Raw genomic sequence first — 20,693 nt, 5'->3', positions numbered from 1 at the left:
ATCAGAAGTGGTACTTTACTAGCAGGTTAACGTTGCGCTCGTTGGAAGCGACACCATAGGTGCCATCCTTGATGCCAAACTTGTCATTCCAGTGTACGTACTCAATACCCGCGTACAGGGTCTTCGGTTCGCCCCAGGCGGCGCCGGCATCCCACTTCAGCTGGGAGGTGAAGTTGGTGCTCGGGTGCGCATCTTCTGAAGCGCTGCTCCAATCGATAAAGCCGTCGTAGACAAAGCTGGCATCGCCCAGGGTAAAGGGCATAGCCCAAACCAGGGTCAGCTGTTCGTTGCTGGCTTTGTCATCGTTATCGCGGTGGTAAACATTCGCCTGTACAAAGGAGAAACCGGGAACGGCGAGATCGAAGCCCACACCGGTCAGGTAATTGGTAAAGTGCGGGCCGGTGGCCGTTAAGTGATCCGGATCATCCATATTGCCCAGCTCAACCGTTGTGGCAATCAGCACATCGGTAACCGGTCCGAAAGCCAGCTCACTGCCGCTGAGCTTGCCCAAGCTCAGGCGGGGAGAAATCTCACTATACAGTTCATCGGAGCCATCTTCCGAGTCCAGGTAGTCGGCAAAAATAAACAGGTCGCCCCAGCTGTGGCCGCTGGCGTGTTCGAAAGTGACTACGGATCTCTCAGAATCATCCGTGTTGAGGCTGTAGTTAACCTCGTAATCGCGCCCGTAAAGTAGGCTCAGGCTGTTGTCACTCCAGGTCATCTCAGCTTGGGCAGCTGCGGACAACAGGCTAGAGGCCAGCAGTAGCAGGGGCTTGGTTGGTTTCATTCTATTACCTCTGTTACAGCGACAGGCGAAATTCGCACTGGCGGCCGATGAGAAAATCGGCAGTTGGTTAAAAAATAGTCGCGGAATGTACCAGAACTTGTCCCCTGTTTTCCAGTGTTTTTTCTCGGGATTTACCCTTTTTTCCGGGCTTTTTAAGTAACTCTGCACCAAAAAATCCCCTGGAGAAAAAATGGAATACTCACTTGTTGGGCGGTGCTGGCGGGCTGTAGCAAAAAAGTGCTGTCTGCTCAGTTTTAGCGCCGAGTATCGCCAATTTGCGGGAGTAATCTGCGAGAATTGTCCATAGGGTCAGCTTTTGCCCCGCGAAGGTGCTCTCCGGGGAGGGATGGGTGGTTTTGGTGCTTTTGCCGTTGTCCGCCAGCTATCGATCCCGGGCCGGTAGCGCTAGTCGTTCCCCACTAACGACCCAAAGGGGCTGAGTGATAGTAGTACATATAGTGCCCTATAAATGGGATGAAAATTTTAAATATCGGTATAATAGGCTGATTGAAGTGCTCCTTTTGGGAGCATTTCAGGCTCGGGGTTCAAAAGCGGCCCTCTTTTACTCCCTCCTTTATATGGATGGGGAGTGGCCTGTGGGCAAAGGGGGGGCGGAGCGCTTTTAGGCGCAGTGCGGCCTTCTATTAGCTGAGGCCCCGAATTGTAATCATTATTAGGATTGTTCCGCCGGGGGCTCCCCGTTCATAAGCCATAAGAATGAGAGCCAGTACTAGCTGGCCGGCATTTACCCTGACTTATGGGTCGATGAAAGGGCAATCAGTAGATATGGGAGACAGTATGAAATCGAATTGTTTGCACCTTGCGATTCCGGCAGGGGATCTGGAAACCGCCAAGAAATTTTACTGCGATGTTCTCGGCTGTAAGACTGGTAACAGTGAGGAAGGACGCTGGGTAGATATCGATTTTTGGGGTAATGAGCTAACTCTACACCAGAGCGAAGAAAAGCTTCCCAATGTTCGCCATAAAGTGGATATGGGCGAGGTCGCTGTCCCCCACTTTGGTATCCACCTGCCGGAAGATGAGTTTCAGGCTCTGAAAGGTCGCATCGAAGCTGCCGAGCTGGAATATCTGGATAAGCCCTATCGCCGCTTTGTCGGTAATGAATATGAGCAGGAAACGTTCTTTATCGAAGATCCAAACGGCAACGTTCTGGAAATGAAAACGATGGTTAATCCTGAGCTGATGTTCAAGTAATAACCCGGGCCCCGCAGATTGCTGAGTCTGTGGGGCTAAAGCCCCGCTTAAATAAGCTATGATCTCTTTGTTATAAATTCCTTTGCCCGCTGTTGTATTGCCGCCACTTCATGCCTTTCCAGCTTATCCAGAAGGCTGAACATCATCGCCATTCTAGGGTTGCCCTCTAGCATTTTTCTTTTCTCGATAAGAAAGTTCCAATAGAGGCTGTTAAATGGGCAGGCCTGATCCCCTGTGCGCTGTTTGACGTTATAAATACAGTCGCGGCAATAGCTGCTCATTTTATTGATATAGGAGCCACTACAGATATAGGGTTTGCTTGCCACTAGTCCGCCGTCGGCAAATTGACTCATGCCCCGGGTATTGGGCAGTTCGACCCACTGAATGGCGTCGATATAAATACCGAGATACCAGCTGTCCACCTGGTCCGGGTCTGTTTGTGTCAACAGGGCAAAGTTGCCAGTAATCATAAGTCTTTGGATATGGTGAGCATAGGCATTGTCGAGACTGTTTTTGATGGTGTGGTGAAGGCAGTTCATGGAGGTTTTAGCATTCCAGAAGAAGCCGGATAGCGGGTTGTTATTTTTCAGTTTGTTCTCAGATTTATAGCCCGGCATCGACATCCAGTAGACACCGCGCATATACTCCCGCCAGCCCAAGATTTGCCGGACAAACCCCTCGATCTGGTTGAGGGTTATGGTGGCTTTATTCTCTTGCCAATGCTTGAGCGCTGTATCGATCACCTCTTTTGGACTTATGAGTTTGCTGTTAAGTGAAAAGCTTATGCGGCTGTGATACAGAAAGATTTCATCGGAGTCCATGGCATCCTGGAAGTCACCGAAGTGTATCAATAGATGTTTGCAAAAGTGGTGCAGTAATCTGAGTGATTCCCCTCTGCTCGTTGGCCAGGTAAAACGTTCTGCATCGATGTTGCCGATAGTTTTTACTCCCGCTTTTTTTATTCTGGATAAAGTGGAGGTAACGTTATTTTGTATCTGATATTGCCTGGGCTTGCCCGAGCGTTGATGCCATTTGTTGCGATTGCTCTGGTCGAAGTTCCACTTGCCCCCCTCAGGTTTACCTTTATTCATCAAGATATTGTGCTTTTTGCGCATATGGTGATAGAAGCTCTCCATAAGTAGCGTCTTTTTTCCTTGAAAAAAATCACGCAGCTCTTCCCGGTCGGTTAAGAAGTGTTCGGTGTCGTAAGCCTGGGATTCTATCGCGAGTTTTTTCTGCAATTGCTGTAGCTGTTGATCTAATCGATACTCATCGGGCAGTTGATATTCAAATTTGTCGATTTTATATTTGCTGATAATCGCTTGGATATTTTGGCTGAGATCTTGTGTGTTGTTTTTATCATTTAGTCGATAGTAAATAACTTTAATTCCTTTACTTTGCAGCCATTTAGCGAAATTTTGCATGGCTTCAAAAAAAGCAACGATCTTTTGGATATGGTGAACCGTGTAATCGGTCTCCTGGCGCATTTCAGCGATAAAGTAGATGGTATTTTCCTGGCTTCGGCGAAACCAGGAGTGCTTCTGATTCAGTTGGTCTCCCAATAGCAAGCGTAGTGTTTTCATCTCACACTTCCCGTATTGAACCCATTTTAGGTTGAGCTATAGATAGATCTTTCTGTCTATACCCACCTGTTCGACAAAGGTGGAATCGTGGGATACCAACAGGAAGGTGCCGGGATAATCTATCAGCGCAGCTTCCAGCGCTATACGAGACTCCAAATCTAAGTGGTTGTCTGGCTCGTCCAGTAGTAGCAGGTCCGCTGCTCTGGTGCCACGGGTAGCGGCGAGTAAAGCGACTTTTAGTCGCTCTCCGCCACTTAAGGTCTTTATCGGCTGAAGTGCGCTGTCACCTCGAAGCTTGAGCGTTGCCAGGGCTGTGCGCCAGTGCTTGGTTTCTTTATCTGGATGCAGGAGAGACAAATTTTCCAGGGCGGATAGTTTTTCGTCAAATTGACTTAGGTGTTGATCTAAGTAAAAACAGCTGCCGTAAGTTCTACATAAGCCCCCGGCAGGTTTCAATTGACCGGCAATAATTTTTAACAATGTGGACTTTCCGCTACCGTTTGCCCCACAAATCTGCCAGCGCTGGCCACTGTGCATGGTTAATGAGATAGGCCCAGTTTGATGGCCGTAGGGTAGTCTCAGCGCTTCCAAATGCAGGCGGATGCCGCCAGTGAGCCCCGTTTTATTGAGGTGTATGTTCAAGGGTTTGTGCTCTTTATAATCTTTTTGGGCGTTACGTAGCGTCTGTTTGAGCTTGTTGTGCTGTCGATCCAGGTTTCTGGTCAATTTCCCCAAGCTTTGTCCTGCGCGATCTTTCTTGGCGTCCAGTAGCACCTTGCATTGAGAACCCTGTAATTTTTTACCCTGATTTCTGCGGTTGGCAGATTTTTCCGCAGCGTTTTGTTTCAGCTTGTTTAGCGCGTTTATTCTTTTTTTGGTACTGTCGATTTCTTTTTCTATTGATTGGTTCTGTCTGTTTTTTAACGTGTGATAGTGCGCGTAATTGCCGCCATAGGCTTGGATTTTGCCTCGCTTTAATTCCAGTATGGTATCTACCCGTTGCAGCACATCACGATCGTGGCTGACTATGAGGGCCCCCGCGCGATGATCGAGAATTTTGCGGTGCAGCCAGTCCCTGCTGCTTGAATCTAGGTGGTTGCTGGGTTCATCTAGCAACAAATAGTGATCTTTGCGAGAGAATGCATTGATTAAGGTTAGGCGCCTTCTCTCCCCACCGCTAAGGTCTGCGATCGGCGTATCTAGCGCGAGGTTTATGCCGGCACTGAGCAAATGTTGCTGCCACACTGTAGGTAGCGTCCATGCATCTGCGACTCGTGTTAGATCTTCCTCGCAATAAATGCCGGACTGTATACGGGCAAAACTGTCATACAGGCCCATAGGGTCGAATATATCCACAATTCTCTGCCCGCAAAGGCGCTCTGCCTGGTCGACAGCAAAGTGATCGCGGTACCAGGTAATATTTCCCCGCCCGGGCTTTATCTGTCCTGTGAGGAGTTGCAAAAGTGTGGATTTTCCACAGCCGTTATCTCCCACCAGGCCGACAAGCCCCGCAGGTAACTCAAGGTTGAGTCGGGTAAATAGCGATTTACCCGATACATTAAAATAGAGGTTTTTTATAGAGCAAATGTTCTGCATATCACCCTCCGCTAGTCGGAATGGGTGGCGCAGCACCATTATTTAGGAATAAGTTTGCAGGAAATGGAGTACGCCACTTGCACAGGAATTGATGGCCTCAGCTAAAGCCGGTTTATATCCAGTGTGTGCAAGTCCTAATTCATTGGCGTAGGTGACTCCGAAAAGAAAGGTTCGAGGTGCTTTAGCTTAGTTAATATGCAGTGAGACTTCAACCCCAAGCGCCCAATTGGTACGCTCGCCGCTAAAAAAGACACTGGCGCAATCGTTTGATTCCTATTACATTGCGACGCGATGATTTTAATTAATAATGGAATATTATGACATTTGAAGTATTTGTCGCAGCAGGTCTGGCCGTTGGTCTGTTAGTTCTTAGTATAGTGATTTTTTTCTTTTATCGAAGGTCAGTGCGAAATCGCCTGGCATCGACACAAGTTCGTTTTGTAAAAGAATATCAATTTCACCCATCGATTAAACGGCGGGTGAAGAAACAGTATCCCCATCTCAATGCACAACAACTGAATACGGTGATTGATGGTTTAAGGGACTATTTTCTTATTTGCCAGACGGCGGGCAAAAAAATGGTGGCCATGCCATCTCAAGTTGTCGATGCTGCCTGGCATGAGTTTATATTGAGCACGCGCCTATATGACGATTTCTGCCAAAAGTCTTTCGGCCGCTTTCTACATCACACGCCCAATGAGGTGATGCCCAGTAAGAAATCACCGAGTGAAGGTATCAAAAGGGCGTGGCGCATTGCCTGTGCGCATAGCAAAATTGATCCATCCAGACCAGACTCGTTACCGCTTATTTTTTCGATTGATAAAAAGCTGAAAATTAAGGATGGTTTTCATTATTCATTGAACTGCCGCTCCAAGAAAAATTCCGGCAAAGATTACTGTGCCAGCCATATGGGCTGTGCATCGGATTGTGCCGGAGATATGGACTCTGATGGATTGTGGCGTAGTGATTATTCTGCGGATTCCGATGGCAGTTCTTACAACAGTTCCAGCAGTGATACTAGTAGCAGTTCCAGTAGTGATACTAGTCGTAGTTCCAGCAGCAGTTCTTACAGTAGTTCCAGCAGCGGCTCTGGTAGCAGTTGTAGCAGCGGCTCTGGTAGCAGCTGTGGCAGTAGCTGTGGTGGAGGCGGAGATTAGAGGCAGCCGTAGCTGTCCTCTCTCCGCTATAGTCTGTGATTACTGGGGCGCGCCTTGAACGTCACAGATCTCCTCAATTTCCTCAGTGCTAAAACCGAGTTCGCTCAGCACGCTCTGGTTGTGTTCCCCCAGTGTGGCCCCGCGCTTGAAGGCGTGGGGCTTGCGGTTATTAAACCTAAAGGGCGTATTGATTTGTTTTATTTCCTCATCTACTGAGCAAACCATCCCTCGGGATTGCATAAGCTCGCTATCGGCGGCTTCGGCAAAGCTGAGTACCGGTTCAATACACGCATCGACATCCTGAAAAAGAGCAACCCATTCCGTTTGGGTTTTGCTGGCGATAACGCTGGCAATATCCTCTTTGAGTGTTTCCTGCTGATCTTCTTGCACAATGCGACTGAGCCATTCTCTATGGCCTATTTGGGTAAAGAAGCGCTCGGCAAACTGGGGTTCTAAACTGCCTACCGCGAGATAGCGATTGTCTGCTGTGCGATAGTAGTCATAGTAGCTACCGCCATTTAACAGCTCGGATTCCAGTTGTGGGGAGGTATTTAAGGCCAGGGCATTGGCGCCGCTGATGGCATTTAAAGCAAAGCAGCAGTCGGTCATACTGATATCGATATAGCTACCCTTGCCGCTATTCTGTCGCTGGTATACCGCTGCCAGTATCGACATGACCGCATGGTGGGAGCCGCCGGCGATATCCGCCAGCTGGGTACCGCTCAGACTGGGGCCGCTATTGCGCTTGCCGGAGTAGCTGGCCAACCCGGATAAGGCAAGGTAATTGATATCGTGGCCAGCGCGCTGTTTGAGCGGGCCGCTTTGCCCGTAACCGGTGATGGAGCAGTAGATAATATCGGGGCAATGCTGCTTTAAATCTTCATAACTCAGTCCCAGCCGAGCCATAACACCAGGGCGAAATTGTTCTATTACCACGTCGTACTGTTCGAGCAAGCGCCGGATCACCTCTTTGGCTTTGGGGCTTTTCAGATCCAGTGCCAGGGAGCGTTTATTCCGGTTAATCGTTGCGTGTGCCGCTGAGACTGAATTTCCCCCCACCATGGGGGGAAAGCCTCTCAGTAGATCGGGGCGCGATGGAGACTCTATACGCAGTACTTGCGCGCCCAAATCCGCCAGCAACATCGTTGCGTAGGGACCGGGGAGAAGGGTGGAAAAGTCGAGAACTTTGAGCCCGTCTAAGGGGGTACAACCGATCATCGCATTAACCTTCACTACTGTTATCGTTATATTGGGGGCGATAAGTTATGGAAGTTGAATCTTTCGCTAAGTTTCTTTCAGTAACTCGCGAGAAATAATCAGCTTCATAATCTCATTGGTTCCGGCAAAAATACGGGCTACACGGGAATCTGCCCAGGCGCGCGCTACGGGGTATTCCCACATATAGCCATAACCGCCGTGCAGCTGGACACATTCGTCGAGCAACTTGCACTGGAAATCGGTACACAATAATTTTGCCTTGGCTGCGGTGGGAACATCGAGCTCCTTTTTGTAATGGAGTTCCAGGCAGCGGTCGACAAATACACGCAGGGCGGTCAATTCGCTATCCAGCTCGGCCAATTTAAATTGGGTGTTTTGAAATGCGGAGATGGGTTTACCAAAGGCCTTGCGTTCACGCACGTAGTCGATAGTCCATTGCAGGGCCGCTTCGGCATTGGCAATCGCATAAATGGCCACGCTCAGTCTTTCCTGGGGTAATTCCTGCATCAGGTAAACAAAACCCTGGCCCTCAGCACCCAGCAGATTTTCTGCTGGGACGCGCACATCGTTGAAGAAAAGCTCGGAGGTATCCTGGGCTTTCATGCCGATTTTTTCCAGATTACTGCCCCGCTTGACCCCTGGGCTGTCCGCCTCCACAAGCAGTAAGCTGACGCCGGAGGCACCCTCGTGGGGGGCAGTTTTGGCGACCACCACAATCAAATCCGCCTGCTGGCCATTGGTAATAAAGGTCTTGGAACCATTCAGTAGATAGTGATCGCCATGACGAATGGCGCTGCTCCTGACGCCCTGGAGGTCCGATCCGGCTCCGGGCTCGGACATGGCGATAGCGGTAATCATCTCTCCACTAATACATTTGGGGAGATATTTCTTTTTCTGTGCCTCTGAACCGTAATTAATAATGTAAGGTACAGCGATATTCGAGTGCAGACCCCAACCAATACCCGAGAGTCCCGCTCTGGCTATTTCCTCGTCAATAATGGAGTTGTAGCCATAGTCCAGGCCCAGACCACCGTAGGCCTCATCAATTTGTGGACAGAGAAACCCCATCTCTCCGGCTTTATGCCACAACTTGCGATCGACCTGCCCCTCTTTTTCCCATTGCGGGTGATAGGGCACGGCTTCGTTTTCCAAAAACTTGCGCACCGTGTTGCGAAATTGTTCGTGATCTTCGTTGTAAACTGTTCTTGGTACCATCCTTTTACCACCGCATTATATTATTGAGTTATTGATCCCGTATTTTCACAGCGGTGCGAATATTGGCTGTAAGACAAACCTATTCGCACCGCTGAAAACGCTGAGTTACGGATTGTCGGTCAAGGTTTTTTCGGTCTCTGCCAGTTCGAGTAAAATGGCTGGTGGACTAAATCGCTCACCATAGGCTTCGGCCAGCTGTTGCGCCCGCTGGGTAAATGCCTTTAGGCCAAACTGGTTGATATATTGCAGAGCGCCCCCGGTCCAAGGCGGGAAACCGATACCGAAGATAGAGCCGATATTTGCATCGCGCACACTGCGGAGAACGCCCCCCTCATAGCAGCGGAGGGTCTCCAGGGCCATAATAAACAGCAGCCGCTCCTTCACATCGTCGATAGGCAGTGGCGCTTTGGGGGCGAACTCTTTTTGCAGCCCACTCCAAAGGTGCTTTTTACCGCCCTCGGGGTAGGAGTAAAAACCGCCACCTGCGGCTTTACCCCCGCGCCCCAGCTCAAGCATGCGATCGATAACCGCATCTGCCGGGTGGGTGGGGGCGGGTTTGCCCTCTCTCTGTAGGTCGTTAATGGTCTGTTGGCGTATTCTCCCCATCAGGGTCAGAGAGACCTCGTCGCTGACTGCCAGAGGGCCGACTGGGAATCCGGCCAGGGCGGCGGCATTTTCAATTGCGGCGGGATTGACTCCCTCGCTGAGCATGCTGATGCCCTCGTTGGTAAAACAGCCAAATACCCTGGAGGTGAAAAAGCCCCGGCTGTCGTTGACTACAATTGGCGTTTTGCCAATTTCCAGCACGAAGGCGAAGGCCTGCGCGAGGGTTTCATCGCTGGTTTGCTCCCCGCAAATAATTTCTACCAGGGGCATCTTGTCGGCGGGGGAGAAGAAGTGCAGGCCGATAAATTGTTGTGGGCGAGCGGAGGCCTGAGCCAGTCCGGTAATCGGCAGTGTCGAGGTATTCGAGGCAAATACCGCATTGCTCGGCAGTTGTTCCTCGGCCTCCTGGGTCACTTTGCGCTTGAGTTCCCGGTCTTCGAAAACCGCCTCTATCACCAGCTGGCAGTCGGCCAGGTCCGTATTGCTGTCTGTGGGCGTGATACGGGAGAGAATTCCATGGGCTTTATCCTCGGCAATACGGCCCCGTTGCAAACGTTTTTGCAGGGATTTTTCCGCATATTGTTTGCCGGCTGCGGCAGCTTCCATGGAGATATCTTTTAATACGACCTCTACCCCTTTACTGGCACAGGCGTAGGCAATTGCCGAGCCCATCATGCCGGCGCCGAGTATGCCAATTTTCTGCACGGGCGAGGTTTTATCATCGCGCGCGGCGGCGGGTAGGGATGCGCCGGCTTTGACCTCATTGAGTGCAAACCAAAAGGTGCCAATCATATTTTTGGCAACCTGGCCGCAGGCGAGGTTTACAAACTGGCGGGATTCAATTCGCGTTGCGGTTTCGAAGTCGACCTGGGACCCTTCGACAACGGTTGCCATAATGGCTTCCGGTGCGGGCAGGCAGCCCTTGGTTTTTTTCTCCAACATGGCCGGGGCTATCATTAATAGCTGGGCATTTTCAGGGTTTTTGGCATCTCCGCCGGGCATTCGATAGTCCGCTTGATCCCAGGGCTGCGCGGCAGCTTGCTTGCCGTGCTCGCGAATAAAAGCGACGGCCCGCTGAAGTAATTCCTCTTCGCTGGCAGCCAGCTGATGTATCAGCCCGGCCTTGAGTGCCTGTTGTGGCCTCACCTGTTTTCCCTCCAGCAGGTAAGGCAGGGCCCCCTGAATACCCAGGAGGCGGGGCATACGCACGCAACCGCCACCGCCGGGCAGCAATCCCAATGTGACCTCAGGTAATCCCAGTTTTATGGCTGTGCTATCGATAACTATGCGCTGGTGACAGCTGAGGGCAATCTCCCAGCCGCCCCCCAGGGCTGTGCCATTAATGGCGGCGACTACCGGTTTACCCTGAGTCTCCAGCCAGCGCAGGTTGGTTTTTAACCGTTCGCAGGAGTCAAAAAAGGACTTGGCCTCTGCAATTTTTGCAGCATATAAAGAGTTGAGGTCGCCACCGGCAAAAAAAGTATTTTTTGTGGAGCGAACGATAATTCCAGAAAACTCTACCCGCTTGAGCTGCTCAACCGCTGCGCTCAGCGACTCGGTAAAATCCCGATCCATCACATTGGCTGAGGCATTGGGGTTGTCCATTATCAGGTGGACAATGTTGTGATCGTCTTTTTCCAGGCGAATGGATTTCATAGTCTGCCCCTAAACGCGTTCGATAATGGTTGCTACACCCATGCCGCCGCCCACACACAGTGTGACCAGGCCGTAGCGCAGCTGTCGCTGTTCCAGTTCATCCAATACTGTGCCGATCAGCATTGCGCCGGTCGCGCCGAGGGGATGCCCCATGGCGATTGAGCCGCCGTTAACATTGAGTTTCTGTGGGTCCACATCCAGTTCCTGCTGGAAGCGCAACACCACTGCGGCAAAGGCCTCATTCACCTCAAAGAGGTCGATATCCTGTGCGCTCAGACCTGCGGCCTTTAGGGCTTTGTGCGTGGCCGGAGCGGGGCCAGTGAGCATAATGGTGGGCTCGGTTCCCACCACTGCGGCGGAGACGATGCGGGCGCGGGGACTGAGCCCCAGATCCCGCCCGGCCCCTTCGCTGCCGATAAGCAGGGCGGCGGCGCCATCGACGATACCGGAGGAATTGCCCGCAGTGTGAACATGTTCGATAGATTCGACCTGGGGGTAACGGGATAGGGCAATGCTGTCGAAGCACAGATCTCCCATGCCGGCAAAAGAGGGCTTGAGCTGTGCCAGGGCCTCCATGGAGGCATCGGGGCGTACAAGCTGATCGTGATCGAGTAGTGTCAGGCCATTTTGGTCGCGCACGGGAATAACGGATTTCTCGAAAGCCCCGCGTTTCCAGGCGGCCGCCGCTTTGCGCTGGGAGTCCAGCGCAAACTTATCCACATCCTCGCGGGAAAACCCGCCGAGGGTGGCGATCAGATCGGCGCCGATGCCCTGGGGGGCAAAGCCCGTGTCCATAGCGGTGCGGGGGTCCAGTGCCCAGGCGCCGCCGTCGCTGCCCATGGGCACCCGCGACATGGACTCTATACCACCGGCCACCACCAGGTGCTCCCAGCCCGAGCGAACTTTGCTGGCAGCCAGGTTGACCGCTTCGGCACCGGAGGCGCAGAAGCGATTAAGCGTCACTCCGCCGATATTCCAATCCCAATTGGCAGCTAATGCCGCAACTTTTGCGATATCGGCGCCCTGGTCTCCGATCGGCGTGACACACCCCATCACGATATCGTCCACCTTGGCGCTATCGAATTGACTGCGGGTTTGCAGTTCTGTCAGCAGGTCTGCAAGCAGGGTAATAGGTTTGACTTCGTGAAGGGCACCGCTGGATTTCCCTCTGCCCCGCGGAGTGCGGATAGCATCGTAGATATAGGCTTCTGTGGGCACGGTTTTGGCCTCTATTTATTTTATGGTTGCGGCTATAACCATAGTGCGGCGCGCCCCGGGTTCAATGATAAAAGGTGCCAGGGAAGATGACTCTGCTTCCAGGCCAGAGCGGGGCATTCCTAGTCAAATATCTTTTTATTTATTCCAAATTAGACTAACCGTGTGGAGGTACTGCCGTACACTCAAGTAAGGCGCCTAAATCTATTGAAATTTTGGCGATAAAAACTGGCATTTAAATTATCTTTGTACGGGAGATTTATTTTCTTCCGGCAAGGGGAGTTGTGGGTGGCCCCGGGCAAATAAATCGACTTTGCCGGTCCCTGCGGTGGTGAGTGAGGTTTGGCGATGGCGGATAATGTATTGGATATGGCTAGCGCCCAGTTGGGCTCCGGGAGTATCGATGCTCTGGCACAGCATTTAAAATTGCCGGCGGGACAGGGGGAGGCTGCGCTCTGTTCAGGCGTCGCCTATATACTGGCCGGCATGTTGAATCGGGCCAGCAGTAAAACCGGGATGGGTTATTTATTTAATTTGGTGTCCGAGAGTGAAGCACTGGATTTAGCCAATTTTGCCGGAGTTGTCTCCTCCCCGGAAAAATGGCTGTCGATCAAGAGTAGCGGCGCTAAGATGCTGGATAAAATCTACAGCGGCCGGAAAAGGGAAGTGTTGGAAGTCGCCGCCAGCAATTTGGGCGACGGGGCTGAAGATTTGCTGACAATATCTGCACCCATCGTAGTTTCACTGATGCAAAATCAGGCCAAAGCGCAAAATATGGATGTTTCCGACTTGGCGTCATTTCTGATCGGTCAGCGGGATCACTTGCAGGGCTATGTACCGGATAACCTGTTGCAGGCGATTGATGTTTCCAGTTTTGACAAGCTGGGAGAAACCCTGATAACCCATGGCCACGAGCAGCCGCAGGAACCTCGGGTTGCGGCAATACAGGGGCCTGAGGAGAAGAGAAAGCCCGTCAGCTTCAGCAGCTGGTTTTTTCCCCTGTTGTTGGTGTTGGTGGTTCTCTATGCGCTGAACATGTATATGCTGAAGGGGAAGGATAAATCGTCGCAAGAGAGTCCCGCAAAGGTCTCTCAGGAGGCGAGCTTTATGGAGTCGCCCTCGGAGCCCGTGGGCAGTTCGCCCCTGGCCAGAAAAGTGGTGGAGGCGGAGCTGGGGCCCGATGATTTTTCCAGTAATTTGCGTGACTACCTCAGCAGTTTTGCCGAAAACCCCGATCGGGAATTTCCCATGCGGGTACACTTTGCCAAGGGGACGGCAAAAATTATCAATGCCTCGGCCGCTGATATCACGGCGTTGGCGAAAATTATGCAGGATAACCCCAATTTATTTATTGCCATTGAGGGGCGTGTAAAAGGCGAGGGCAATGAAATTGCCGAGCAACAAATTTCCCAGGAGCGCGCGAATGTGGTGAGAGACCTGCTGTTGCAAAAGGGTGTCTCAGCAAACCGGGTTACCGCAACGGGTATGGGGTCGAGTAGTCCGCTAACGGAAGATGTGCCGGGAAAAAAGGAGAAGAAGGTCTTCGATGCAGAGAGAATCAGCGTGCGGGTGGTCACCAATGCACAGTAGTCGAGGGGTTGTTTAATTGCCCCAGACAAAAAATCCCGGTGCTTGAACCGGGATTTCTTATCAGCGGACTCAATTTCGGAATTTGTCCCGGTAGGCCCCGGGAGCGAGGCCGGTCCACTTTTTAAATGCGCGGTTAAAGGCGCTGGGCTCGGAAAAACCCAGGCGCTCGGCAATTTCTGCCACCGCAGTCTCCTGCTGCTTCAGTTGATAGACCGCCATATCCCGCCGGACAGAATCTTTAATATCCTGCCAGCTGTTGCCCTCCTCTTTGAGACGGCGGCGCAGTGTCTGCGGCGATGTATACAGTCGCGCGGCAACATCGTCGAGAGAAAGGTTCTCGATACTGTTTTGTTGCTGCAACATACGGCGAATGCGACCGGTGAAGCTGTGGTCGGACTTATATTGAGTCAGCAGGCACTCGGGCGCGCGGGAGAGAAAGTCTGCCAGTTGCTGCTCATCGCGTACCAATGGCATCTGCAAGTAGCGGGTGTTAAATACCAGGCAGGTTTCACTCTGGTTAAAGTAGTGCCTGCAAGGAAACATATCGCTGTAGTCTTCGTTGTAGTCGGGGGGAGGAAAAGCCAACAGGACCCGCTCCAACAAAATGGTACGATCGATCAACCAGCTGAAAAAGCGCAGCCAAATAACGGCGATGGATTCGACGAAAATCTGGTTGGGGAGGTTTTTTTCGTTGCTGTGGTGAATGATCAGGCGGGCTTCTTCACCATCCTCTACCAGCTTGATATGCAGATCGTCGCTGACCATGCTGATAAATCGGCCGGAGCGGAGCAGAGCGCGACGCAGATTGGGACAGCTGACACAGGCGTGTCCCATCATGGCAAAGGTCCCGGGCAGCCAGGGGCGCGCCAGGAAACCACCTGACTCATCATTCAGAAAGTCCCACTCAAGGCGCAACAAGTTAGCCATCTGCTCCCGGCCTACACGGCTGTCGGGGTCATCCAGCTGAGCGGGGGCTATGCCACTATCGATGAGCAGTTGTTGGCAATCCAGTCCGGCTGCCTGTGCACCAATCAGATGGGCCTTTACCGCAGCGGCGGGAATACCTAGCCCCACTTCGCGGAGTTTGGGGTTTTCATTGTCCACTCTCTCAGCCTCACAATTATTTTCTGTCTGCTGCTGCTGTTGTTTCAGATATACGGTGTGGATTATGCGCAAAGAGAGAGAAAAAGTCAGGCTTCTGTCTAATTTATATGCAGTGGTTTATAAGCTTATTGGCACTAAAAGTTCTGTTCGTAAGGCGCCGATAGAATAAAAGTTGTCGAGTTCCGACCCTCGACGTGTATTTTTTGCGCTAACGGCTGAACTCCCCGGGTTGTTTACAGCCGTTGGATACGCCGAGTTCTGTAGGAATTGCGAGTGTCTATGGGGCGCTGTGCCGTTAACGCCTCAGTATTTTCTCGACCTGTAAGTCAGATTCGTCAACAATAGGAAAAATTATTTTAATGAAGGACTGGTCGAATGCCATCTACGCCTGTTGCAAGTCTGTTAAACCCGACCATTTGCCGGCGAATGTTAATCGCTTATCTGATCGACTATATTCCGCGCCCTAATAACCCCGCTTTAGAAGAGGCGACCGGTTGGCCACGGCGAACCGTGCAGGACATTATTGCCAAGGGACTGCCCGGACACGGCACTATTGTAGAGTTTATTCAGGAGGGAGTGCGCCATAATGATGGCTATTACCTGTTGCGCGACTGGGGCTCTTTCGACAGGGATTGGGTGAAGGATAATCTGCCAATTATTTGCCAGGTGTTGAAGGTTAAACTGGATTTGAGCGGCGTGAAGAACTGACCAGCACGCCGCCCGGAAACTGCAATTACTGTTGTGGGGCGTGGGCCTGCTGAAGGATTTTATTAACCTTATCCAGTAGATCCGGATTCGATTTAATACTGTTGGCAATTTCCTGGTATTTGTTTTTGGAAAGCCCAGCTTTTTCAATAGCGGCAATCATTTTTCCCTGAGCCTCCTGATTAATCGCCTCCGCCTCCTTGATATCGGCGGCCGCTTTCAACTTGGGGGCGTATTCGCGGCTCAACATCACAATGGAGCGGTAGGCGTCGGCAAACTGCTTTAGTTGTGGCTCGCTAAATGCGGCTTTGGGGGTGTTTGCCTGAGAGCTGGCGGGCTGTGCAAAGGCCAGTGGCACGCTGAATAATATTGCCAATACAGCCAGGGATTTTACCAAGAGTTTCATTGGGTACTCCAAAAAGTATGTGGACGCTTTCGCTTCTCTGGGGAGCACCCAGCGTCACGTTAGGGCTGTAAAGTTATACTTGTCACAGCACCGCTACAGCGGCCTGAAGCCAGGCCCAAATCTCGGGCTATTAATTTCCAGCGTAGTCAGTTTTTGACACCCGGGAGCGCCATTTTCCGCCAGCACTGAGAATTTTTTCCGAAGTCGTTGGAGGGGGAGGCAATAAGGTGGCCTGCCAGTACCGTCCCTGGTACAACACGGGATTGCCGCTGTGACACTAAAAAAACCAGAGAAACTTCTTGCGCCTTTTTAGTGACTGCTCACAACTGTTGAGTTGCTGTTGGTACTTTTGTGCCCTGGCAGATACCTTGTGCGAGACGGTTTTCAGCCAGGCCTTGTTTTGAAAGGTGCGCCGGTTAAAGCCGCCGTGTCCCTCGTGATAGGCCAGGTACAGGCTGTAGCTGTCACTGGTGCGTATCTGACACTGGCGCGCACTGGTATTGTTGTACCAGCCGATAAAATCGATAGCATCCCCAAAATCATCCCGGTCGGCACCGTAGTTAAAGGAAGACCTTTGGTAGGTGCGCCAGGTAGTTCCCAGGGCCTGTGGATAGCCGTAGGCATCTGAGGGGCGGGGGCCGGGAATAAAGCCGAGAATCTTTGTGCGCGGCGGTTTGGCATCGTGCACAAAGCGGGACTCCTGGTGCATGATTGCCATCATGACCGCGACAGGAGAGCCCCACTTGTCTTCAGCCCGCTTGGCCTCGCCATACCACTTCTTTTTTTCCTGGAAAATAGCGCAGATATTGTCGAGATTTTGCGGGGGGCTGGTCGCGCAGCCTGTGCTCAGTGCCGCAACACCGAGCAGAAGGGCCAGCCCGCATTTTTTATTTTTCTTGTGCATAACTTTTTCAGAACAGATTTATATGGTGATCGTTTTCACCCCAGCACTGCTGCCAAGCAGCAAAATATCGGCGGAGCGTTTGGCAAATATACCGTTGGTAACTACCCCGGTGATATTGTTAATCGTTTCCTCAAGGGCTGTGGGGTTGTCGATTTGCAGATTGTATACGTCGAGGATGGCATTGCCGTTATCGGTGATCACACCTTGGCGATAAACCGGGTCACCGCCCAGTTTTACCAGCTCCCGGGCCACCAGAGAGCGGGCCATGGGGATGACTTCAACCGGTAGGGGAAATGCGCCCAGCACTTCTACCCACTTGCTCTCATCGGCGATACAGATAAATTCCTCGGAGCAGGCCGCGACAATTTTTTCCCGCGTCAGCGCCGCGCCGCCGCCTTTGATCAACTCCAGCGCCGGGTTGGTCTCATCGGCCCCATCGATATAGAACTGAATGCTATCGACCGCATTGAGTTCATATACCGGGATACCGTGGGACTTGAGCCGCTCTGCGGAGGCCTCGGAGCTCGCCACCGTGCCGTCAAAGGTCCCCTTGATCTCCGCCAGGTAATCGATAAAGAAGTTAGCGGTGGAACCGGTACCTACGCCGACAATGGAATTGTCCTCCAGGCGCGGGGCGATATAGTCGATAGCGGCGCGCGCAGTCGCCTGTTTCAGTTCATCCTGGGTCATACTCTGGATAGTTTCCTTTGCAATTATTTCGCCTCAATTTAAATCTGACGATAAAAAAAAGCGCGATAGGTTGTTTTGTGTGGCAAATATGTTTCTCAAGCCTTAGACTGTCATGCCGATATTGCGCCCCTTCAGCGGGGGTATCAGCGGCTTTTGTCGCCGATCGACGCTGAGTTGCGCACAGAAATTCACTGTTACGGCCGTCAAGACACGTCATGCCCAAGTCCTATATCAAGCGCATTTTAGACGCACGTATTTACGATGTCGCTACCGAGACGCCGTTGGAGCCGATGCGCCAACTGTCCCACCGCTTCAACAATCGCATTTTGCTAAAGCGCGAAGACCTACAGCCGGTGTTTTCCTTCAAGATCCGCGGTGCTTACAACAAGCTCCTGCAACTGCCCGCCGAGGAGAGGGCCCGGGGGGTCATAGCGGCATCGGCGGGCAATCACGCTCAGGGGCTTGCCCTGAGTGCGGCGCAAATGGGGGTGCGGGCCACGATCGTGATGCCGAAAACCACCCCGCAGATCAAGGTTGGCGCTGTGCGTATGCGCGGGGCTGAGGTGGTGCTGCACGGGGATACCTTTGACGAGGCGGCGGCGAGGGCCCGCGAGCTGGTCGAGGAGCGGGGGTTAGTGTTTATCCACCCCTATGATGACCCGGATGTGATTGCCGGACAGGGCACCGTTGCTATGGAGCTGCTGCGCCAGCACCCGGGCAATCTGGATGCGGTGTTTATCCCTGTGGGAGGCGGGGGATTGGCTGCGGGTATGGCCACTTATATTAAGTATGTGCGCCCGGAGACCAAAGTGTACGGCGTTGAGCCCCAGGACGCGGCCTGCCTCAAGGCCGCCCTGGAGAGCGGTGAGCGGGCGCGCTTGCCGGAGGTGGGGCTGTTTGCCGATGGGGTTGCCGTTGCCCAAATTGGCGAGGAGACCTTCCGGGTTTTGCGGGAAACCATCGATGGGGTTATCACGGTCAGTACCGATGAAATTTGTGCGGCGATCAAGGATATCTTCGAGGATACCCGCTCCATCGCCGAACCGGCCGGGGCCGTTGGCCTGGCGGGGTTGAAGAAACACCTGGAGCAAAGTGGCAACCGCAACGGTGCTTTTGCGACCGTGTGCAGTGGGGCCAATATTAATTTTGATCGCCTGCGCTATATCAGCGAGCGCACCGAGATCGGCGAAAAGCGCGAGGCGGTCCTCGCGGTGCAAATTGCCGAGCGGCCGGGCAGTTACTTGCAGTTTTGCCGGGATCTGGGCGATCGCTCAATCACCGAGTTTAACTATCGTTTTGCCAGTGATAGCGAAGCGCATATCTTTGTCGGCCTACAGGTGGTATCCGATGAAGACCGGCGCCAGTTGATCAGTCAGCTTGAGAGTAAAGATTACCAGGTCACCGATCTGACCGATAACGAAATGGCAAAGTTACATATTCGCCACCTGGTGGGCGGCAGGGTGGCGGGCCTGCCCGATGAAGTCATTTATCGCTTCGAATTTCCCGAGCGCCCGGGGGCTCTGCGCAAATTTCTCGAGCACCTGGCCGGGCGCTGGAATATCACCCTGTTTCACTACCGCAACCACGGGGCAGCTTACGGGCGGGTTTTGGTCGGATTGCAGGTGGAGCAGGCCGCGCGGGGCGAGTTACAGGCGCTGTTACAGCAGCTTCAATTCCGCTTTTGGGATGAGACGGAGAACCCGGCTTACCGATTATTTTTGGGCGCTTAAGCCATCGCTTACCCGTATTTGAGCAAGACGTCTTATTTATTGAGGGGTGTATAGACTGCAAATCCTGTTTTGTCGAACTTGCTTGTCTAATTATGAGACAAAAAACTCATAAAATATCCAATAAACGGTTACTATTAGCCGGTTTCTTGAGTATCTCCGATTCGCGTGGAACTTTTGCTGTGGCCCCGGTCATAAGCGGGGCGAAACGCATATAAAAACAAAATTGATCGTACAGGATGGTCCCTATGAAAGCCGATGCGCTGACAATCGCTGTGGTTGTCTTTGTCGCGGGCGTTCTGTTGAGTACCAGTGGTTTATCTGAGGTCTTTTCCTCTGAAGTTGAACCGCCGGCCGCTCTGCAACAGGGAGTGGTTACCCGTTAGGCTAATGCCGGGGGGGCGCTCTGCCCACGCGCAAACAAAAAAGCCGAACACCCAGGTGTTCGGCTTTTTTTATTCCAGCTTTATTCCTGTGGCCCTTTTTTAGTGGCAGCGGTAGATCTGCTGCTCCGTGACCACCATATCCAGCGGAATATCCCAGTTGTCTGTGGGCAGGTGATCGACACACTGTAGTTGGTGGGCGGCACCGATAAGCTGTGGCCCTGTACCTGGTAATAACTGTTTGTGCTCAAAAGTGCGGTCGTAAAAACCGGCTCCCATTCCCAGGCGCGCGCCACTGGGGTCGAAGGCAACCAGTGGCACCAACACCAGGTCCAGCAGTTTGGGCGCGCGATAGGTGGTGCGCACGGGTTCGGGAATCCGATAGCGATTGCGAAAAGCCAGGGGCTCGCCCTGCCAGCGCCTGAATCTAAGGTGGGGGTGTGGCTCTGCCGGCAGCTGCGGTAAATAAAAGTGTTTTGTCGGGAAGCGACTCAGCAGGTAGCGAATATCCAGCTCGCCGTCCATCGGCCAGTAGATACCGACGTGCGCTGCGCGGTTCATTTGCGGAATACGGCTCAAAAGAGTGATGGCTGCACGGCCATGCAGGCGCTGCTGGTAGGCGCTGAGTGCCCGTCGTCCCGCGCGCATACGGCGTCGCAATTGCGCTTTGCTTTCAGTCATGCTGGGAGATGAGTGGAAAAAATAGGTTACCCCGAGTGTGCGGCTGTAGACGGAGCCTTGAACCGTAAGGTTCAAGGTGGTGGTGTCCGGAGTACATAAGGCTTTCCGCTTCAAGGCGGACCTGCGCACCAGCACCCGCTGGAAACCACCGGGGTAAGATTATCGGCTCAAGGACATAGTCTGCTGGCCAACACCCCAGGGTATGGGCCAATTATAACTTGTAGAGGGGGGGGCTGTTAACCGGAAATTTACATG

18 protein-coding genes and 1 other RNA gene are annotated in these 20,693 nt (G+C 52.6%); 6 read left to right on the top strand and 13 right to left on the bottom strand.

From position 1 onward, the window contains the following. Position 1: 1 nt before the first annotated feature. Positions 2-787, bottom strand: coding sequence for an outer membrane protein OmpK (locus ACJJIK_RS13440; RefSeq protein ID WP_444943035.1), 786 nt, complete (start codon positions 785-787; stop codon positions 2-4). Positions 788-1,585: 798 nt separating this feature from the next. Between ACJJIK_RS13440 and ACJJIK_RS13435 the strand changes: the two genes are divergently transcribed. Continuing rightward, positions 1,586-2,002 carry a VOC family protein gene (locus tag ACJJIK_RS13435; RefSeq protein WP_444928808.1) on the top strand — a complete coding sequence of 139 codons (417 nt, stop codon included), beginning with the start codon at positions 1,586-1,588 and terminating at the stop codon, positions 2,000-2,002. Positions 2,003-2,058: 56 nt separating this feature from the next. Here the strand turns inward: ACJJIK_RS13435 and ACJJIK_RS13430 are convergent, their stop codons facing one another. Further along, a complete protein-coding gene (locus ACJJIK_RS13430) occupies positions 2,059-3,585 on the bottom strand; it encodes a cryptochrome/photolyase family protein (protein ID WP_444943034.1) in 1,527 nt (508 codons plus the stop codon). 36 nt (positions 3,586-3,621) lie between these two features. After that, positions 3,622-5,181, bottom strand: coding sequence for an ATP-binding cassette domain-containing protein (locus ACJJIK_RS13425; protein ID WP_444943033.1), 1,560 nt, complete (start codon positions 5,179-5,181; stop codon positions 3,622-3,624). A gap of 317 nt (positions 5,182-5,498) precedes the next feature. On the opposite strand from ACJJIK_RS13425, the gene ACJJIK_RS13420 reads away from it, so the two are divergent. Then, entirely contained in the window at positions 5,499-6,338 is an 840-nt protein-coding gene (locus ACJJIK_RS13420; protein ID WP_444943032.1) for a glycine-rich domain-containing protein, read from the top strand. Positions 6,339-6,377: 39 nt separating this feature from the next. Here ACJJIK_RS13420 and ACJJIK_RS13415 read toward each other — a convergent pair whose 3' ends face one another. The 4 genes from ACJJIK_RS13415 to ACJJIK_RS13400 all read right to left on the bottom strand — a co-directional run bounded on the left by ACJJIK_RS13415 (position 6,378) and on the right by ACJJIK_RS13400 (position 12,251). Continuing rightward, entirely contained in the window at positions 6,378-7,556 is a 1,179-nt protein-coding gene (locus tag ACJJIK_RS13415; protein ID WP_444943031.1) for a CaiB/BaiF CoA transferase family protein, read from the bottom strand. 66 nt (positions 7,557-7,622) lie between these two features. Beyond that, complete coding sequence (locus ACJJIK_RS13410) at positions 7,623-8,771, bottom strand: acyl-CoA dehydrogenase family protein (RefSeq protein ID WP_444943030.1); 1,149 nt, start codon at positions 8,769-8,771, stop codon at positions 7,623-7,625. A gap of 105 nt (positions 8,772-8,876) precedes the next feature. Next, complete coding sequence (locus ACJJIK_RS13405; RefSeq protein WP_444943029.1) at positions 8,877-11,033, bottom strand: 3-hydroxyacyl-CoA dehydrogenase NAD-binding domain-containing protein; 2,157 nt, start codon at positions 11,031-11,033, stop codon at positions 8,877-8,879. Between the two features lie 9 nt (positions 11,034-11,042). Continuing rightward, on the bottom strand, positions 11,043-12,251 hold the full coding sequence (locus ACJJIK_RS13400; RefSeq protein WP_444928801.1) for an acetyl-CoA C-acetyltransferase: 1,209 nt from the start codon (positions 12,249-12,251) through the stop codon (positions 11,043-11,045). Positions 12,252-12,596: 345 nt separating this feature from the next. Here ACJJIK_RS13400 and ACJJIK_RS13395 point away from each other — a divergent pair, with 345 nt between their 5' ends. Then, positions 12,597-13,838: an OmpA family protein gene (locus tag ACJJIK_RS13395; RefSeq protein WP_444943028.1), complete on the top strand. Its 1,242-nt coding sequence runs from the start codon at positions 12,597-12,599 to the stop codon at positions 13,836-13,838. Positions 13,839-13,907: 69 nt separating this feature from the next. On the opposite strand, the gene ACJJIK_RS13390 is transcribed toward ACJJIK_RS13395, so the two are convergent. Beyond that, on the bottom strand, positions 13,908-14,942 hold the full coding sequence (locus ACJJIK_RS13390; RefSeq protein WP_444928799.1) for an AraC family transcriptional regulator: 1,035 nt from the start codon (positions 14,940-14,942) through the stop codon (positions 13,908-13,910). A 375-nt stretch (positions 14,943-15,317) separates the two neighbouring features. On the opposite strand from ACJJIK_RS13390, the gene ACJJIK_RS13385 reads away from it, so the two are divergent. Next, entirely contained in the window at positions 15,318-15,650 is a 333-nt protein-coding gene (locus ACJJIK_RS13385; protein WP_444928798.1) for a helix-turn-helix domain-containing protein, read from the top strand. A gap of 25 nt (positions 15,651-15,675) precedes the next feature. Here ACJJIK_RS13385 and ACJJIK_RS13380 read toward each other — a convergent pair whose 3' ends face one another. From ACJJIK_RS13380 to rpiA, 3 genes are all read right to left on the bottom strand, one after another. Further along, positions 15,676-16,053 (bottom strand): DUF4168 domain-containing protein, encoded by a 378-nt coding sequence (locus ACJJIK_RS13380; RefSeq protein ID WP_444928797.1) that lies wholly within the window; start codon positions 16,051-16,053, stop codon positions 15,676-15,678. 277 nt (positions 16,054-16,330) lie between these two features. Then, positions 16,331-16,957, bottom strand: a complete 627-nt coding sequence (locus ACJJIK_RS13375; RefSeq protein WP_444943027.1) for a transglycosylase SLT domain-containing protein — start codon at positions 16,955-16,957, stop codon at positions 16,331-16,333. Positions 16,958-16,975: 18 nt separating this feature from the next. Then, positions 16,976-17,647, bottom strand: coding sequence for a ribose-5-phosphate isomerase RpiA (gene rpiA / locus ACJJIK_RS13370; protein ID WP_444943026.1), 672 nt, complete (start codon positions 17,645-17,647; stop codon positions 16,976-16,978). Positions 17,648-17,862: 215 nt separating this feature from the next. Here rpiA and ilvA point away from each other — a divergent pair, with 215 nt between their 5' ends. Next, positions 17,863-19,377, top strand: coding sequence for a threonine ammonia-lyase, biosynthetic (gene ilvA, locus ACJJIK_RS13365; RefSeq protein ID WP_444943025.1), 1,515 nt, complete (start codon positions 17,863-17,865; stop codon positions 19,375-19,377). 245 nt (positions 19,378-19,622) lie between these two features. After that, entirely contained in the window at positions 19,623-19,760 is a 138-nt protein-coding gene (locus ACJJIK_RS13360; RefSeq protein WP_444928793.1) for a hypothetical protein, read from the top strand. Positions 19,761-19,859: 99 nt separating this feature from the next. Here ACJJIK_RS13360 and ACJJIK_RS13355 read toward each other — a convergent pair whose 3' ends face one another. After that, entirely contained in the window at positions 19,860-20,438 is a 579-nt protein-coding gene (locus ACJJIK_RS13355) for a 5-formyltetrahydrofolate cyclo-ligase (RefSeq protein WP_444943024.1), read from the bottom strand. A 24-nt stretch (positions 20,439-20,462) separates the two neighbouring features. Next, positions 20,463-20,643, bottom strand: a non-coding RNA gene (gene ssrS, locus ACJJIK_RS13350) — 6S RNA. Between the last annotated feature and the right edge of the window lie 50 nt (positions 20,644-20,693).

The sequence above is a fragment of the Microbulbifer regidiadema (SeqCode) genome (assembly GCF_052466995.1).
Note: the sequence above shows the minus strand (reverse complement) of the source record. Positions and strands in the feature narration are given on the sequence as shown.

Excerpts from the sequence above, each read along its gene's own strand:
- ACJJIK_RS13440 (WP_444943035.1), bottom strand. The coding sequence starts at position 787 with ATGAAACCAACCAAGCCCCTGCTACTGCTGGCCTCTAGCCTGTTGTCC.
- ACJJIK_RS13435 (WP_444928808.1), top strand. The coding sequence starts at position 1,586 with ATGAAATCGAATTGTTTGCACCTTGCGATTCCGGCAGGGGATCTGGAA.
- ACJJIK_RS13430 (WP_444943034.1), bottom strand. The coding sequence starts at position 3,585 with ATGAAAACACTACGCTTGCTATTGGGAGACCAACTGAATCAGAAGCAC.
- ACJJIK_RS13425 (WP_444943033.1), bottom strand. The coding sequence starts at position 5,181 with ATGCAGAACATTTGCTCTATAAAAAACCTCTATTTTAATGTATCGGGT.
- ACJJIK_RS13420 (WP_444943032.1), top strand. The coding sequence starts at position 5,499 with ATGACATTTGAAGTATTTGTCGCAGCAGGTCTGGCCGTTGGTCTGTTA.
- ACJJIK_RS13415 (WP_444943031.1), bottom strand. The coding sequence starts at position 7,556 with ATGATCGGTTGTACCCCCTTAGACGGGCTCAAAGTTCTCGACTTTTCC.
- ACJJIK_RS13410 (WP_444943030.1), bottom strand. The coding sequence starts at position 8,771 with ATGGTACCAAGAACAGTTTACAACGAAGATCACGAACAATTTCGCAAC.
- ACJJIK_RS13405 (WP_444943029.1), bottom strand. The coding sequence starts at position 11,033 with ATGAAATCCATTCGCCTGGAAAAAGACGATCACAACATTGTCCACCTG.
- ACJJIK_RS13395 (WP_444943028.1), top strand. The coding sequence starts at position 12,597 with ATGGCGGATAATGTATTGGATATGGCTAGCGCCCAGTTGGGCTCCGGG.
- ACJJIK_RS13385 (WP_444928798.1), top strand. The coding sequence starts at position 15,318 with ATGCCATCTACGCCTGTTGCAAGTCTGTTAAACCCGACCATTTGCCGG.
- ACJJIK_RS13380 (WP_444928797.1), bottom strand. The coding sequence starts at position 16,053 with ATGAAACTCTTGGTAAAATCCCTGGCTGTATTGGCAATATTATTCAGC.
- ACJJIK_RS13375 (WP_444943027.1), bottom strand. The coding sequence starts at position 16,957 with ATGCACAAGAAAAATAAAAAATGCGGGCTGGCCCTTCTGCTCGGTGTT.
- rpiA (WP_444943026.1), bottom strand. The coding sequence starts at position 17,647 with ATGACCCAGGATGAACTGAAACAGGCGACTGCGCGCGCCGCTATCGAC.
- ilvA (WP_444943025.1), top strand. The coding sequence starts at position 17,863 with ATGCCCAAGTCCTATATCAAGCGCATTTTAGACGCACGTATTTACGAT.
- ACJJIK_RS13360 (WP_444928793.1), top strand. The coding sequence starts at position 19,623 with ATGAAAGCCGATGCGCTGACAATCGCTGTGGTTGTCTTTGTCGCGGGC.
- ACJJIK_RS13355 (WP_444943024.1), bottom strand. The coding sequence starts at position 20,438 with ATGACTGAAAGCAAAGCGCAATTGCGACGCCGTATGCGCGCGGGACGA.